Origin of the sequence: Methanobrevibacter millerae (assembly GCF_001477655.1) — an archaeon.
Classification (GTDB): Archaea; Methanobacteriota; Methanobacteria; order Methanobacteriales; family Methanobacteriaceae; genus Methanocatella; species Methanocatella millerae_A.
Genome location: NZ_CP011266.1, coordinates 1,223,521 through 1,239,795, shown reverse-complemented (window position 1 = coordinate 1,239,795; position 16,275 = coordinate 1,223,521). Strand labels below are relative to the sequence as shown.

At 28.9% G+C, this 16,275-nt stretch carries 14 protein-coding genes; 9 read left to right on the top strand and 5 right to left on the bottom strand.

Going from position 1 to position 16,275, the window contains the following annotated elements; translation table 11 throughout:
- Positions 1 to 52: 52 nt before the first annotated feature.
- Both SM9_RS05500 and SM9_RS05495 read left to right on the top strand, forming a co-directional pair.
- Positions 53 to 793, top strand: a complete 741-nt coding sequence (locus SM9_RS05500; protein ID WP_058739185.1) for a DUF4013 domain-containing protein — start codon at positions 53 to 55, stop codon at positions 791 to 793.
- 115 nt (positions 794 to 908) lie between these two features.
- Positions 909 to 1,958 (top strand): acyltransferase, encoded by a 1,050-nt coding sequence (locus tag SM9_RS05495; protein WP_058739184.1) that lies wholly within the window; start codon positions 909 to 911, stop codon positions 1,956 to 1,958.
- 9 nt (positions 1,959 to 1,967) lie between these two features.
- Here the strand turns inward: SM9_RS05495 and SM9_RS05490 are convergent, their stop codons facing one another.
- Complete coding sequence (locus SM9_RS05490) at positions 1,968 to 2,948, bottom strand: SAP domain-containing protein (protein WP_058739183.1); 981 nt, start codon at positions 2,946 to 2,948, stop codon at positions 1,968 to 1,970.
- Positions 2,949 to 3,568: 620 nt separating this feature from the next.
- Here SM9_RS05490 and SM9_RS05485 point away from each other — a divergent pair.
- The 4 genes from SM9_RS05485 (at position 3,569) to SM9_RS05480 (ending at position 6,849) form a co-directional block, all read left to right on the top strand.
- Entirely contained in the window at positions 3,569 to 3,844 is a 276-nt protein-coding gene (locus SM9_RS05485; RefSeq protein ID WP_157064668.1) for a hypothetical protein, read from the top strand.
- Entirely contained in the window at positions 3,813 to 3,995 is a 183-nt protein-coding gene (locus SM9_RS11955) for a hypothetical protein (RefSeq protein ID WP_157064667.1), read from the top strand. Before SM9_RS05485 ends, SM9_RS11955 begins: the two co-directional genes overlap by 32 nt.
- 106 nt (positions 3,996 to 4,101) lie before the next feature.
- Positions 4,102 to 4,224 carry a hypothetical protein gene (locus tag SM9_RS12480; protein ID WP_269744799.1) on the top strand — a complete coding sequence of 41 codons (123 nt, stop codon included), beginning with the start codon at positions 4,102 to 4,104 and terminating at the stop codon, positions 4,222 to 4,224.
- Positions 4,225 to 4,977: 753 nt separating this feature from the next.
- The gene (locus SM9_RS05480; protein WP_058739181.1) at positions 4,978 to 6,849 is read left to right on the top strand and encodes a PP2C family protein-serine/threonine phosphatase; all 1,872 of its coding nucleotides are present in this window, start codon (positions 4,978 to 4,980) and stop codon (positions 6,847 to 6,849) included.
- A 22-nt stretch (positions 6,850 to 6,871) separates the two neighbouring features.
- On the opposite strand, the gene SM9_RS05475 is transcribed toward SM9_RS05480, so the two are convergent.
- Complete coding sequence (locus SM9_RS05475) at positions 6,872 to 7,141, bottom strand: hypothetical protein (protein ID WP_058739180.1); 270 nt, start codon at positions 7,139 to 7,141, stop codon at positions 6,872 to 6,874.
- A 503-nt stretch (positions 7,142 to 7,644) separates the two neighbouring features.
- Between SM9_RS05475 and SM9_RS05470 the strand changes: the two genes are divergently transcribed.
- On the top strand, positions 7,645 to 8,958 hold the full coding sequence (locus SM9_RS05470; RefSeq protein WP_058739179.1) for a prephenate dehydrogenase: 1,314 nt from the start codon (positions 7,645 to 7,647) through the stop codon (positions 8,956 to 8,958).
- An 80-nt stretch (positions 8,959 to 9,038) separates the two neighbouring features.
- Here the strand turns inward: SM9_RS05470 and SM9_RS05465 are convergent, their stop codons facing one another.
- A complete protein-coding gene (locus tag SM9_RS05465) occupies positions 9,039 to 9,923 on the bottom strand; it encodes an AMP-binding protein (protein ID WP_058739178.1) in 885 nt (294 codons plus the stop codon).
- A 475-nt stretch (positions 9,924 to 10,398) separates the two neighbouring features.
- Entirely contained in the window at positions 10,399 to 11,916 is a 1,518-nt protein-coding gene (locus SM9_RS05460; RefSeq protein WP_058739177.1) for an MFS transporter, read from the bottom strand.
- Between the two features lie 458 nt (positions 11,917 to 12,374).
- Between SM9_RS05460 and SM9_RS05455 the strand changes: the two genes are divergently transcribed.
- Both SM9_RS05455 and SM9_RS05450 read left to right on the top strand, forming a co-directional pair.
- Entirely contained in the window at positions 12,375 to 14,069 is a 1,695-nt protein-coding gene (locus tag SM9_RS05455) for an ATP-grasp domain-containing protein (protein ID WP_058739176.1), read from the top strand.
- Positions 14,070 to 14,077: 8 nt separating this feature from the next.
- Entirely contained in the window at positions 14,078 to 15,799 is a 1,722-nt protein-coding gene (locus SM9_RS05450; RefSeq protein ID WP_058739175.1) for an MATE family efflux transporter, read from the top strand.
- Between the two features lie 264 nt (positions 15,800 to 16,063).
- On the opposite strand, the gene SM9_RS05445 is transcribed toward SM9_RS05450, so the two are convergent.
- Entirely contained in the window at positions 16,064 to 16,273 is a 210-nt protein-coding gene (locus SM9_RS05445) for an ATP-binding protein (protein ID WP_058739174.1), read from the bottom strand.
- Positions 16,274 to 16,275: the final 2 nt, after the last annotated feature.

Here is a 16,275-nt window from a genome sequence, read left to right as displayed (position 1 = left end):
AATACTAACTTTAAAGTAGAGTATCTAAGCAAGATTATTAGGTGAATTGATTATGGATTTATCAAAATTGGTTATGAATTCTTTTAAATATCCTTTCAGAAACATTAAAAAATTGCCTATTTTATGTTTATTATTCGTTTTTATTGCAATTATTCCAATTGGTTTGATTGCCAACAACAATTATGTTACGGCAATTGGAGTGATTGCATTCTTCTTATTTATATTAACTGTACCTGGATATTTTTTATCAATGGTTAAACTGGGTTCAAATCAGTCATCAATGCTGCCGTCTTTTAATTTGGTGAACAATATATATGATTCAATTAGAGTGCTTTTTTTAAGAATTGTCTATATGATAGTTCCGACGACTTTACTTTTGATTGCATTGTTCGTATTTGGCCCTGCAACTAGAAATCTGATTAATAATTTAAGAATAATTGAATTTTTAGCGACAGTCGGATTTGTCTTTGTGCTGATTTTAATCGTGTATTTTATATTTGAATTTCTGTTATTCTTTGCAAAAGCAAGATTGGCTTACTTCAATAGCTTATCTGAAGCATTAAATATCAAAAAAGTAATAAGGGATATCAAAAACATAGGTATTGTTAACATAATCAAATGGCTGATTGTAATGGCAATACTATTGAATGCAATTACATTTATTTCATCATTTGTAATGTCCATTCCATATGTCGGATTTTTAATATATGGATGTATTGTTATTCCGATAATTGAAAGCATAGCCAATTATTCTCTGGGATTATTATATTCAAATATTGCTAAGAATTATTGAAATTTAAAATTGAATATGAAGTAAAAAAGAGAAGCGATAATAATTAAAATTTTTTTAATAAAATAATAACAAGATAATAATATATAGTATTAAAAATATATATTTATTAAGAATTATGAATAGCGAAAGATTATTGTGGATAGATTTACTTAAGTTTTTAGCGGTATTTGGTGTTATAGGAATACATGTATCTTCAGCAGCACTGAATGTAAATCCTTTATTTTCATTTAACTGGTATCAGGGAGTATTTTTTGAATCAATATTCAGGTTTGCAATAATCTTATTTATTATGGCATCAGGATATCTGTTGCTTAGAAAGCAGCAGCCGATAGAAGTAATACCAAAAAGAATTAAAAGAATATTACTTCCCTTTATATTCTGGCTGATAGTATATGCAATTATAAAAATTATTTTTAAGCAAAGTCTAGGTCCAAACTGGCAAATTTTAGATGTGTTTAAATATATTTTTAAAGGATTTCTGGATCCAACAATAATATCAGTACAATTCTGGTATGTATATATGATATTAGGACTATACATTCTATCCCCATTATTAAGCAGATGGATTCAAAATGCTCCAATGCGTGAAATAGAATATATATTAATTGTTTGGGCAATTCTAAGTATTTTTCAGTTCTTCAATATTGATTCCATATTATTCGATTATTTCAGGTATTTCACTGGTGCAATAGGCTACTTTATTTTAGGATACTATCTGGCAATAAAAGATAAGCATGTATTGAAAAGCAAACAATTCGGATTGATGCTCTTTATAATGGGTACATTAATAACGTTTGTCGGAACCATACTTTTATCAGTGATGACAAAACAGCAATCCCTATTCTTCATTAGATTAGGAGACATTACTCCTGGAGCTTGTTTACAGGCATTAGGATTATATATTATTGTATTCAATACAGATTTCAATAGGATTGATGATAAATTTAAAGAATACATAATTAATATAAGTAAAACCAGCTATGGTATATATTTGGTAAATGTTTTAGTAATAAATTTATTTGAAAAAATTCATATAATCAATTTAACCGGATTTGTATTTTTTGACATTATAATAGGAGTTATTTTGTCAACAGGTGCTTCATACATCATAATTAAAATTATGGATAAAATTAAGATTTTAAGACCGTTTACCGGAAACAGCTGATTTATTCTTTTAAAAATCAAATAATGTTTTTTGTGTTATTTTTTTAATTTTTAAATTGTTATTTCCATAGAACTTGTTATCCAATTCCTTATTCATTTTTGATAGGTCTTTAGAATTCAATATTTCCTTCAGGTAAAGATATCCTTCATATTTTGACAGGATTAATCTTTCAAAATTAAACGAATCCCAAATCAAATAATAAGTTGAAATAATAATATTTTTACTTAATTTTTCTTTTAAAAGCAGTAAATTTTCATAAGTATACCTATCAATACCTAAATGATGCTTCAAGTCATTTATTTTCCATATCGGATTTAAATTCATGCAGAAACAAGCTAAAATATATTCAAGCATTTTATCATGATTCTCAGTTTTAAGGAAATGTTGTGCCATGATTTTATTATTCAAAATAAAAGAGTCATGTTTTTTATCCTCAGCGGATTTTCTGATATGCAGGTTAATGAAGTCAATTGGAATGTTGAATTCCTTTTTTCGATAATTATCCATATAAAACTCATTGAATTCAATGAAATAATAATAATCCGATAGATATTCATTAAATATCCTAATTCGTCTTTTCTTATTTTTATAAAATACTTTAGACTTGGAGGATATGTAATAATCATTTCCAATCAGATTATTATCGAATATCCGTTTTTCTATTTTTTCCCTTTTGCCTGAAGTCTTTAGGCCATGTTCTTTAAGCATTCTTTTTAAGGATTTCGTATTATAATTTTTTAAAAGTTCAAAAAAATCGTTTTTATTTGTTTTATCAATGATAAATTTATTTTCGAGAAAATAATCAAAAAGATATTCTTCAGATAAAGCATAATGTTTCGAAATATCCTTAATTGCATTATCAATAGTATTTTCATTCTTTAAAACGGAATATATAAAATCAAAAGTAACCTGCACTAGTGAAATGTCATAATCGTGAGGCACATTGCCCGAATATTTAATGGATAATTTTTCTTGATTGAAATCTAACATATTATATAATTATTTATTATTTTTAATTTAAGTAATTTTCTTACATTAATCATTAAATGAAGTTTAAATTCATTCATTATAACATTTTTTTCTTTAACATCAGTTTTCCATGTCTGTAAAACTATTGTTTGATATGAAATCATTTATAATTTCATCCATTTTTCAGCATTCCTGTGGTTGGCATCATCATAGATTTGTGCACAGCATTTTTCAAAATTTTGTTTGAACATGAAAAATAGAAATTTATTATTGTTATCATTGGTGGTTTTAAATATCGGAGAATTTCTTATGGCTTTGATGTTTACAGGAGCATTATTGTCATTTTTTTATTAACAATCCGTTTTTTGAATTTTGCATCTTCATCATATTTATTCCAATGGATATAGTATTGGCATAATACACTTTAAATTATCCACTACTTTTAGTGAAATTTGTTCGACATAATACAAGCAAAAAATACTTTGCAAATGCTCTCACTAAACTCCTATAATATTAAAAAAATAGAAAGTGATATTATGGACAACGAGTTAATTGAAGAAGTACATATTATGAAAAACCACAGCGAGGGAACGGAGCGAATCTACAAGCACGCTGTGAAAAAGTATACTGAATTTTGTGGAATGAGCTTGACAGAACTCTTGGAAGAAGCAGAAGCTGAAGAGGATGCAGGCATAAAATGGAAAAAGAGAAAATTAAAAAGAAGACTCCTGACCTTCAGGCAATATCTTCTTGATAATTTTTCATTGAATACTGTAAAAGCAATGTTTACACCTATACTTGTAATCTACAGGTATTATGAAATTGAACTTTTCGAATTGCCTCAAATAAATAAAAAAGCTGCAAACACAACTGCACCTATACAGTTTGAAACAATCTCAGGCAACAATTCCAGATAATTTAGAAGGAATTGCGCGAGAAATGTTTAAAAACATTGTTGGTGAGACAGTTACAGGCTATGAAATCCATGAAGGAACAACTAATCTTTTAAATTGTGATGCTCTTTTAAATATTAAAAAAGGCCAGGAAATGATGAAAATGGGCTTGTAGATGGTGCATGTCATGAAAACATCTTTGCAACATATTTCCATGGTATATTTAACAATTATAATTTCAGACGCGAATTTTTAAACTATATTAGAGCAAAAAAAAAGGTTTGGATATTCAGACAGGAAAAGATCCATACGAAGCACAAAAAGATTATTCTCTAAATAAACTGGCTGAAATCGTGGAAGAGAATTTGGATATGGACATTATTGATAAATTAATTTTTGAATAAAAAAATTAATATAAAAAATTTATTAAAGAGATTATTCCCTTCACATACTTAAATAAAGAAAAAAATATAAAAAAAGTTTTATAAGAAAAATTCACACTCCTAAAATAGTTATCTATAAAATATAATCAATCAGTAATATGCATAGAATATATATACTGGATCCCACCAACGATTTAAATTAGCCCAATCAAATAAACTCATATTTTCACCTACTTCCTATAATTTAATTATAAGCCAATACACTTACTAATTTATCTATTAAAACCCAAATATAAAGTTTTTCGAATGTAAGTACTTACTTACACTATTAAATTTAAAAAAAACTATAAAATAAAAAGTTTATGAATGGAAAAATATATGGTATTATTTTACAAAAAATCATCAAAAATTGCAAAATGTATAAAAGTTAACACGATTATAATAATTAATAGGAAGATATCATATGCTATTACTAAAAAATATAATTAAAAGAATTAACATTGGTTATTGAATATCATGTTTATACAATTACTGCACAATATCCAGATAAAGAAATTGATAATGAATTAGGAAATTTTGATTTTAATAATGAATCTTACTGATTTAGATTATATTTCAAGTGCAGGGCTTAAAATTTTAATTAGCACCCAAAAGACATAAATGAAGCAAAAATTATTGGGTTAGGTATCTTTTTAATTAAAGAAATGACAGATGAAATTTACTACATTATATAAATAATGAAAATCACTTAAAAATTATTAAAAAAGAGGAATAATGAAAACAAAAATAAAACAAATATTAATATCATTTATATCAATGCTGATAATAAATTTTGCATTTTCTTTTAGTAATTTCTGGGATTTTGGAATTAGCAGCCCACATCTAGGTTTGTTATATGTTTTAGGATTAATATTTGGCCCGTATGGTGCTTTAGGTGCAGTATTTGCAAATACAATAATCGATTTAATGAATGGTTATTCAATTTCAATAATTATTCCTTCAGAGATATTTACTTTTGGAATTTCATATTTGGCATATAAACTTTGGTACTCTGGTTTTAAGACCAATAAAATTACAAAACCAATATTGGATAATATTTACCACATTACACTATTCCTATCAAGCATTTTCATCTGTGGATTTATTTACTCAGCATTCCATGCAGGTTTATTAGGAATTTATTATGGTGAACACATAGATGATATCTACTTTTTTGTATCTTTGTTAAACTTTACAACTCTTGCATTTATATTTGGAATAATTGGTATTTGGCTTTGTGAAAAAATTAACTTCATAAAAACTCCAAAAACCTCCAAAAGAAATGCTAATAAAAAATTATATAGAACATTATTTTATTTTTTGATAATTTTAACAATAATATCATTATTCTCAATGTTATTAAATATTGATAGAAACATTATTATTGGAGAATTAGTTTTAATTGGAATTTTATTATTTAGCTATTTGACAAAACCTTTTAAATATAAAATAGAATCTGACAATGAAAATACAATAATTGAAAAGATTATTAGGAATTTTCTTATTATAACCTTAACCATTGCTATTTTAGGAATAATAATTACTATTTTAACTCAGGGGTTATTAATGAACATTAACAAAATATTCAAATACTTTGTTTTTATGCCAGGACTTATAATAACCGATACAATTTTAATGATATTCTTCATACCAAGCATAATTATCTTAAAATATATTGAAAATAAAGTAATAGAACCTATTTCAAAATTTTCAGAAATTAAACCATTTATTAAAAAAAATGAAAAAATTAGATCCGAGGAATTGGTTAATGTTTATTCCAAATATATTAATGAAGATAATGAAATCGGAACTCTTGCCCAATCATACACCGATTTAATAGAACATAACAATAATTATATTGAAAATATTCATGAAATTGAAGGTGAAAAAAATCGTGCTGAAGCAGAACTTGATATTGCAACCAAAATTCAAGCATCCGCACTTCCAACCGAAGCAATTGAAACAAATGAATTTATAGTTGACGGCTATTCAAATCCTGCAAAAAAAGTTGGAGGGGACTTTTTTGATTATTATATGATAGATGAAGATAATTTGGCTATTGTAATTGGTGATGCATCAGGTAAAGGTGTTCCCGCAGCATTGCTTGCAATGACAACCCAAGTTATGATTAAACAGATTTTAAAACATAATAAAAACCCTTCAGAAGTTTTATATTCATTAAACAACCAATTAAGCGAAAATAACAGTGAATCAATGTTTCTTACATTATGGCTTGGAATATACAACAAAACAACTAAAAAATTAATATTTTCAAATGCAGGACATAACCCGCCATTAATAAAAGAAAATAGTAGATTTAAATATTTAAAAATTGATTCTGGAATTGTACTTGGAATTATTCAAGACTTTGACTACTTAAATGATGAGATAATCCTAACCAATGAATTAGTATTATACACTGATGGAATAACTGATGCAAATAATACTAAAAATAAAATGTATGGTGAAGATAGGCTTTTAAACTTCTTTAATGAATTTAAAAATGATGGCAATCCAATTGTACCATTGTTAAATGACATTAATAGATTCACTAAAGATGCAGAACAATTCGATGATATGACATTATTATATTTAAAAATTAAATAATCAGTTTTTAGATTATTGTATATTAAAATTTTATTCCATTATACAATATGTCCAAGAAACTTTTAGCATAACGGTCAGCATCAATATTGGTATTATCTTCATATACTCTCCATAAAATTACAGACTGGAAAGTTATACTAAAACACATCAACGCCAATACCCTTGAATCAATTTGCCTAATTTTTCCCTTTTCAATTTGGGAATTGAAAAATTCTTCTAGCTTATCAATAATTGTATCAGTAATTCTTGAAATCAATTGTTTTTTATCAGGAACATTCCTAACTTCTTCCATAGCTATTTTAAAAACAGCAAAATCCCTATCTGAAAGATTTAAAAGACCAATGAAATTACTTTGAAGATATCCTTCAATTTCGTCATCATCATTGAAATCAAAAATTTCCCTTAGCTTATCAATGAGTATTTGGAAATGGTATTCCTTTGTTTTTTCAACTAAATTTTTTTGTTTTGAAACCTTCTAAAAATTGTTACTTCATTTACCTCTGCTTCAGCATCTATTTTTTTTAGTAGTAGCTTTGGTAAAACCTTCTTTTTGAAGAATTATAAATGTTGCATTTATAATTTTTATATCAGTATCATTAAACTCATCCATACAATATCCCCAATCTAAAATATATTAATGACATATCATTATAGTTAATATTAAATATTTAAAAATATATGTTACTAACATAATAATCCTGTCAAATTAAAAAAAATATATTGTATTAGATACATATAATTCAATTGATTAGCAAAAAAATTGTTAAATATTCAACTTTATATATGGGATTAAAAATGGTTAAAAAAGGCAACATGACAATAATCGGTGCTACACGAGGATTTGGCAGATGGATAGCAGAACATTTAAACAATGATTTTAATATTACAATTACAAGTCCCAACAAAGATAGAGGACTTGAAGTTGCAAAAGAGTTGAATGTCAAATATATTCAGGACAACATTGAGGCAGTACAAAATGCAGATATTATTATTTTCAGTGTACCTATAACCATCATGGTTGAAACGATAAAGGATGTGGCTCCTCATGCACCTGAAGGATCATTATTAATGGATGTCTGCAGCATAAAAACAGAAGCTGCAGAAGCTTTAAAGAAATATGCTCCTGAAAATGTTGAAATATTGCCTTGCCATCCAATGTTTGGACCACGAGTACCTACAATCAAAAGACAAATTATTGTATTGACGCCTATTGAAGACCGGGCAAATAATTGGTTAGACCGTGTAAAAAAATTTTTAATTAAATCCGAATGTGAAATTGTTGTAACAACACCACAGGAGCATGACAAGTATATGAGTATTGTTCAGGGATTAACTCATTTCTCATTCATCACACTAGCTTCAACAATTAGAAAGCTCCACATCAATGTTAAAAAATCAAGATCATTTTCAAGCCCTGTCTATAGCTTAATGCTTGATATGGTAAGTCGTATTATATATCAAAATCCTTATCTTTATTATTCCATACAGAAAAATAACAAAGAAAATTCATTTGCGAGAAAGACATTAATAAACGAAGGTATATATCTGTCGAAATTAATAGAAGAAGGCAATGAAAAGGACTTTGTAAAAAATATTGTTGAATCCTCACAACATATGGATGATCGTCAAGAGGCATTAATCCGTTCAGATAGATCAATAGGCATGATAACACAAAAATCAAATGTTTTAACAAAATCAATAGGAAATGAATTAGGTTTAAAAGATTTATATTCTAAAAAAGTATATGTGGGCATTATAAAAAAAGTCACATCAAAATATGTAGTACTAAAAAACCATAATAATGAAGAAATTAATTTAAAAATTTCTGGTGTGGATATATTATCCAGAAAAGAAGTATTTGAATGGAAAAAGAATAATCTTAAACTAGAAAATTTTGATTTTACTGTTCAGTTACCTTCAAAATGCAATGAAAAATATTTGATTAAGATGTTTGAAAGCATTGAAGGAGTTATTGATGCTGAAATAATTGATATTAAACAAATCGATGATTTAAAAACAAACTTCACATTTAACTACTCAGTATTTAATAAAAAAGATAAAAAGTATATTGAAGAGTATATTGAGGGAATAGGTGGAACAATAATTTAAACCTCTCCTGCTTGCCAAATAACCAGAAAATTATTGCACAAAAAGTTAAAATAGAGAAAAATTGAATTTTGAATCAGATATCACCTCAGAATTGAACTCTTCAGCAGTTTCTGGATCATCATAATCATATTGCTTTTAGGTTTCACTCCTTTTTTAATAAGAGCATTGGCAATCCTATTAGCTTTTTTATTAAGTTCACCATAAGTTAATCTTTCGCCGTCTGAAACTAGTGAAATGTGGTCTGGATTTTTTTCCACTTGCTTTTCAAAACGTTTATGTATAAATGGTGTTTTATTTTCATGGAATTTGAAATCTTCATCTTCCTTTACAAGATAAATGTCCAATAAAGATGAATTTAAAATATCGATTGATAAAAATTGATTGATAATTTGATTAATACTTTTAAGGAATAATTTAATGTATTCTGCAGAGTATAATTGATCATTATACGAAGCAGACAATATGAACTCTTCATGATTTTCCATGATATTAAGGTAAAAATCATACTTATATCCTAATGAATCTAAATCCAAATCTTTATTGAATGAATAATATACTCCTGATTTTAAGTCATATTCCTTAATCAAATCGTCAATGGAAAAATTAACATATTTTAAATTTTCTTTATAATCCTTTTGAATTTGTATTAAATAATCTTCAATTGTTATTTTCCTATTTTCAAAATTTGTAGTGAAAATTAAATTATTTTCATGAAATATCAAATTTTTATTGGAAAACGTGAACTTATTTAAGGCCAAACATGCCCCAGCTAAAAAAAGAACACTTTCAGTAATGCAATTTTTTCGACAAAATTCAATTAATTCATGTTTATTAATTTTAAATTCCTCAGTAACTAAATTTGGAGTTTCAATCCCACTTAAATCAGGATTAAGAACAGTACTTTCATCAAAATCCTTAATAAGATTTAAAAAGTATTTAATATAATTTAAATTTTTATCAATCATTTTTTATCACTTAAAATTATTTATTTGATATAATGTATGTAATTTTTTAAATAAATAATTAATCTTTATACTATTATAACAAATTGTTCAGTTTTTAAAACATTAATTTTAGCAAATTTTAATGATATTCAAAATAGCAAATAGTAAAGACCTATAGATAAACTAGTATTTATTATTAATCAACCTAGTAAAAAAAATGGTTAATTATTGTTTCAACATTCAATTTTTAAAAAAAAAGCTTTAAACAAGTAAATCAATAAAAAACGAGTTTATGAGATTTTTTAAGTTTAACAAAAGGAATTATGCATTTTTTTAATCATTTAAACAACTGAATGGCATTGGCGTGACACATTTCAAATTATCTACTACTTTTAGTGAAATTTATTCTATATCCTACAAAATGAAAAAATCAAAATTCAATAATTTCTGCCAACACTCAAACCATTTAAAAAAAAGGCAAATGAGAGATTGTCTCTCATTGTTTTTTAATATTTTTATTTTTTATCCGCAGCGTTAGAATTAAAATAGCTACTAACACGATGGCTAATCCATACATTACGGTTGCCATTGCATTCTGAATAATTATATCTGCAGTATTCACAACAATACTGTCTTGTCCATCCATAGTATCTAATTTTTGGAAGTAATTATAGATCTCCTGATGGAATTGTTCATCTCCTGAATAATCAGGTGCATAGGTATCGACTGCAGTACTGATACCACCCATAACTCCAAGAATTAGAATTATTCCAATGATTGCTGTACCCAATGATGAACCTAATGTTTCACCAGTTGTAATAATACCTGATGCGTTATTTTGGCCTTCAGCAGGAACATCGAATAATGCAACATCCGATGCTAAAGCCATCATAAAACCAAGACCTGTCCCAAGTAAAAACTGTCCGGGAATTAAATCCAGCATGTTTACATTTAATTTAAATTGATAACTTAAAATCAGACATCCTACAATAGATATTATACATCCTATTGCCATGAGTGTCTTGTGATTCAGTTTTCCTATTAGTTTTGGAGCGGTCAATGAAAAAATAAACAAAGCCATAACAAATGGAAGTGAAGCCAAACCAGTATCGAATGGATTTAACTGCAATACACTTTGGAAAAACAGAACCATTACAAAAAATGTTCCGGATATTATAATATTATATAATAACTTAATAGATGTACCTATACGCAAATTTTTGTCCCTAAATAATTCAACATCAATCAATGGCACGTTGCCTGACCTTTTTCTTTTGAGTTCAAACCATATAAAGATTGCCAAGACTATCAATCCCAAAATTATCTCAATTATGCTGGTAGCAACATCCTTAGTCAGAGTCAAAATACCAAGCACAAGCAAAAGAAGACATATACCGGAAAGTATAGCACCAACAATATCAAGATCGCTTTTAGATTCTGTAGGTTTAAAATCAGGTATTTTATTTTGCATTACTAAAATAAATAAAATGAATATTAATTCAAATGCAAAAGTGTATCTCCAGCTGAGATAAGTTGTAATAAGCCCACCAATGAGCGGAGCTAAAGTATCTGCAAGTCCTGCCATTACCCCAAGAGTTGCCAAAGCAATTGTACGTTTTTTGCCTGAATATGTTCCACTTATTATTGAAACTATGGCAGGCAGCATTAATGCCGCAGCAACACCTTTAATCGCTGACCATCCTACAAAAAACATTACAACACTTGAACTTAATACTGCAGCAAATATGCCGATACCAAAAAGTGCAGCGCCAATTACAAACAGTTTCTTTTTACCAACTATGTCCTGAAGTTTGGTACTGAACAGTATCAGCGCAGCAGTAATAAGAGTACAAAACGACACAATCATTTGAATAGTACTAACATCAGTATTCAAATCAAGAACAATTCGAGAAATGCTAACATTCATGAAGAAAGAGTCCAACACTATAATAAAGGAAGCACAAGCCACAACTATTAACGGAAACCAAGAACTCTCGTTAGCCTTTTCATTCATACTTATTAATCCTCCTAATTTTAAAAAATATTTTTACATGCTCTTTTAAACATGAACATAAGTATATTTGATTTCCCAACGATTAAATTTTTGGATGGGATTTTTACATAATACTGCAAGAACACCACAATTCTGTAAGATTGATTTTCAAATGCATTCTGATGAACTTTAAATTATCCAAGGCCTAAGCTAATTTGAGCATCAATATAACTCATGAAATAGTTGTACTACTTATCGAAAATTTTAAAAAAATATTTTAACATGATATTCTATTTAATTTCACCAATGATTAAATTTTTGGAATGGATTTTGATTTCAAAAGTGCATCCTATGAAATCTTCCTGAAACAATTATGTGGTAATCATATTCTAAGGGGGAGAAAATATTTAGGCGATTGAGATAAAAGATATATAATGTAAAGTATAAATCATGGAATTTGACATGAGAGTTGATTATTTATGAGAAATATTGTTGTTGTTCAATGCAAATCCACAGGAATTAATTATATTCAAGACATAATTGACAGAAATTGCAACCCAGTTATTTTGGAAATGAATGCATTTAGTGATACTGAGGAAGCTGAGATGCATTTAAAAGAAGTCAGAAGTGGATACAATTTGATAAATGCTGATTATGATTTGATTTATGAAAAGGACACATATGAAGAAACTCTTGAAATGGTTAAAAAACTTGATCCATTAGTTATTGTTCCGGGAACTGAAGATGGAGTTATATTGGCAACAAAATTGGCAAATGACTTGAATCTATTGTGCAATCCCATTGAAAACTTGGATGCCATAACCTTAAAAAACGAAATGCACAAGAGGCTGGCCGAAAATAACCTTCGCTCAATAAGAGGTCGCATCGTAACTAGTGTTGAAGAGGCCATTGAATATTATGACAGCCAACATCTAGATGAAGTTGTAATAAAGCCACAATACAGCTTCTGTTCTGTGGGTGTGAGAATCTGCTCAAATAAGGAGGAAATGATAAAATCCCTACATGAACTATTCAATTCAACAAATGCCTATGGAACTGAATTGGATGAGCTTCTAATTCAGGAACGCATTAGAGGTGAGGAGTATGTTGTAAATCTCATGTCCTGCAATGGCGTTCATCGAGTAACAACCATCTGGAAGTATCACAAAATCAAGACCCATGAAGGCGGCCATGTCTATGACTATGACGAAACGATAAATGAATTGGGAATTGGAGAAGCGGAACTTGTCGAATATGCTTATGATGTTGCCGATGCTTTGGGCATCAAATACGGTCCAGTTCATGGAGAATACATGATTGATGAAAAGGGACCCGTATTGATAGAAGTGAATTGCCGTCCTCATGGAGGCAATCTTGATGCAAAATTCCTTGACAGGATTTCTGGACAGCATGAAACCGACAGTTCACTTGATTCATATTTAAATCCAGATAAATTCCATCAGGACCGCCAAAAGCCCTATAAATTATATGCACATGGTGTTTTAAAGTCAATAATCGTGCCAAAAGACATTACCGCCAAGTCATCCCCATTGCAAAATATTGGAAAAAACCTGAAAAGTCATCACAGGACTTTAATAGGCCAAATTGAGGATTCACAATTTTTCCTAAAGACACAAGATATAGAAACAAGTCCGGGTGACATATATCTGGTTCATGAAGATAAAAATCAGGTAATGAAAGATTTGGAATTCCTCAGAAGCCTTGAACAGCGTGCTTTTCAGCTGGTGTTAAGTGAAGAGACACATGAAAATGCCAATATTGATGATTTAAGTTATTTGAATGATATCAAATCCATTGTGAATAATCTGAAACCCTATGGTACCATATTATTGGTTACTGACACCTTTTTTGATGATTTGTCCATAGTTCAGACGGATGCAGAGGGTTTGGATAAAATCGACGGTGAATTCGATTGCGTTTTAATAAATTTAAACAAAAGCATAGCGAATGAAAGCGATGAAAAAATCGCAGCCTTGCTTTTAAAAACATTAAAAACCGTTAAGGTTGGCGGAGGAATATATATTCCAAAAACTACTTATGACCATATTCCAAATGGAAGGCTGGGCGCTGAAGCCCTTGTCAAATTCATGAACTTTAAAATCGAATTGCCAGTGCATAAATTGCCGAGAATGTTAATTGCTTCTAAAAAATAGTGTTCATTATGAATTATGCAAGAAATTATAATTTACTGAACTCCAAATTCAAGGAATTGCTCTTTCCGACATTGCTGACTTCAATTGCTGGAAACTTTGCCATGCTCATTGACGCATTTTTCATAAGCCTTTTTATGGGATCCACATTTTTATCTGTTGTTCAGACTATGGAGCCCTTTGTTTGCTTTATAAATACCGTATATTGGCTGATAGGTTTTGGAGGAAGCATACTATGTAACCTTGCAAAAGCGGAATTCGATAAAAAGAAAAGTAATGAACTCTTTTCGGTATCTATAATTGGAATCTTGCTGATTTCAATTATCATAACAATATTGTCATTTATATTTCAGGATATGATTATCCAGTTTCTGTGTCATTCTCCAAATATGAAACAGTATTTCGCACAATATTTTAACCTGTATCTTGTAGGTATTGTATTTGAATGCTATAAGATTGTTCTGGCTTATTTCATCAGAAACGATGATTTTGTCCAGCTTCAGTTTCAAACATTCATGTTGTCCAATATTGTAAATATAACTTTTGATATTGTTTTCATGAAAATTTTAAACTATGGAATAGGAGGCGCTGCACTTGCTACATCATTAGGCAGTATTGTAGGGGCAATATACATTTCAGTTTACTTTTTTAAATCCAGCAGGACATTAAAGATTATTAAGGTTAAATCTTCAAAGATTTTTGGCTATTTGGTCGATATCTGCAGGACAGGTTTTTCATCTGCTTCAATTACCTTGTACATTATGCTTAAATTTCTGGTTTTAAATGCAATAATTGCAGGGATTTTAGGAGAAATTGGACTTGTTGCATTGAATATGTGTTATAATGCAACATTTTTAGTTGAAATATTCATTTTAGGTACGACACAATCAATTTTACCGATTACCACTGTATATTATAAGGAAAAAGATTATAGTGGTGTTGATTATGTCATTAAAAAGTCAGTTAAACTAGTTATGGGATTTGGAATCTTTTTCAATGCACTGTTGTGCATATTCCCTCAGATAGTGCTTTTCATATTCAATATGCACAATCCTGAGCATGTTCCGATTGCAATGAATGCAATTAGAATAGTTTCATTCAGCTTTTTGAGTTTTGCAATTAATTATCTGTATATTTTCTACGCCCAGTCAATTGAAAACGACAGACTGGCCAATATGATATCACTGCTTCAGGGTTTGGTTTTCCCGGTCGTGTTTGCGACTGTCTTATCCCATATCTGGGGAAGCAACGGATTTTGGTTTGCACTGGTGTTAAGTGAATTAGCAACAGTCGCTGTAACTTTCATCTATTCCAGATGGATTGTCCGTAAATCTAACGGTGAATATACTGGATTTTTCCTAAACAGGAAAAATGCTGAAGGAGAAGTGTTCGAGTTTACAATCGAGGGAAATATTGAAGATGCAGTTAACATTTCAAAAGAGGTCCAGGAATTCTTTTCAGGCAATGAACTGTCAGCTCTGATTGGTATGGCCGTTGAAGATATGATAATCCATATCCTTGAAAGCAATGATAAAGTGGATTTGATTGATTCCGTTATCAGAAATGATGAGGATTCGATTTTGATTTCAATCAAATATTCCGGAAAGGCAATAAATCTTTTGGCAGAGGACAATCCCGAATCAAACATTTCCATATTGAAAAAATTGTCAGACAACATCGATTACTCAGAGATATTGGGACTGAACAATGTTGTAATAACAATCAAAAAGTAATTTGGAACGTTGAATGTTTCAGTTTTCATATAGTTGCTGTATAATTGTTTTTAATTGAAAGCAATCCTGAAAAAAATAATTTAATAAAAATGATTCATCCCCAATACAGTGGCGAATCTGTATTATGCAACTTCTGACTCCTTTTGACTAGCTTCATAGGATTGGCATAACATATTATTTATCCAATAGTTCAATTAAATTCCATCACCCAATAAGAAATCTAAAATATTCATATGCTTTATTCCATCTCTTGACATGTCAAACTCATCTGTTGATATCACATATTGGATAATTGTCCTTAACCCGAAGCAACGGTCTGAATTCCATTTCAATTGTGTCCTCATGAGACAGTTCCCGTGTTACCTGAACATAGATTCTTTCACCCATTTTTTTGCAGACAAAATCGATCTCATAATCCCCAACACAACCAATGGTTATTTCATACCCTCTTCTTAAGAGTTCAAAATATACCATAT

Bases quoted from the DNA above. Each gene is read 5' to 3' on its own strand.
- SM9_RS05500 (WP_058739185.1), top strand. From the start codon at position 53: ATGGATTTATCAAAATTGGTTATGAATTCTTTTAAATATCCTTTCAGA.
- SM9_RS05495 (WP_058739184.1), top strand. From the start codon at position 909: ATGAATAGCGAAAGATTATTGTGGATAGATTTACTTAAGTTTTTAGCG.
- SM9_RS05490 (WP_058739183.1), bottom strand. From the start codon at position 2,948: ATGTTAGATTTCAATCAAGAAAAATTATCCATTAAATATTCGGGCAAT.
- SM9_RS05485 (WP_157064668.1), top strand. From the start codon at position 3,569: ATGAGCTTGACAGAACTCTTGGAAGAAGCAGAAGCTGAAGAGGATGCA.
- SM9_RS05480 (WP_058739181.1), top strand. From the start codon at position 4,978: ATGAAAACAAAAATAAAACAAATATTAATATCATTTATATCAATGCTG.
- SM9_RS05475 (WP_058739180.1), bottom strand. From the start codon at position 7,141: ATGGAAGAAGTTAGGAATGTTCCTGATAAAAAACAATTGATTTCAAGA.
- SM9_RS05470 (WP_058739179.1), top strand. From the start codon at position 7,645: ATGGTTAAAAAAGGCAACATGACAATAATCGGTGCTACACGAGGATTT.
- SM9_RS05465 (WP_058739178.1), bottom strand. From the start codon at position 9,923: ATGATTGATAAAAATTTAAATTATATTAAATACTTTTTAAATCTTATT.
- SM9_RS05460 (WP_058739177.1), bottom strand. From the start codon at position 11,916: ATGAATGAAAAGGCTAACGAGAGTTCTTGGTTTCCGTTAATAGTTGTG.
- SM9_RS05455 (WP_058739176.1), top strand. From the start codon at position 12,375: ATGAGAAATATTGTTGTTGTTCAATGCAAATCCACAGGAATTAATTAT.
- SM9_RS05450 (WP_058739175.1), top strand. From the start codon at position 14,078: ATGAATTATGCAAGAAATTATAATTTACTGAACTCCAAATTCAAGGAA.
- SM9_RS05445 (WP_058739174.1), bottom strand. From the start codon at position 16,273: ATGGTATATTTTGAACTCTTAAGAAGAGGGTATGAAATAACCATTGGT.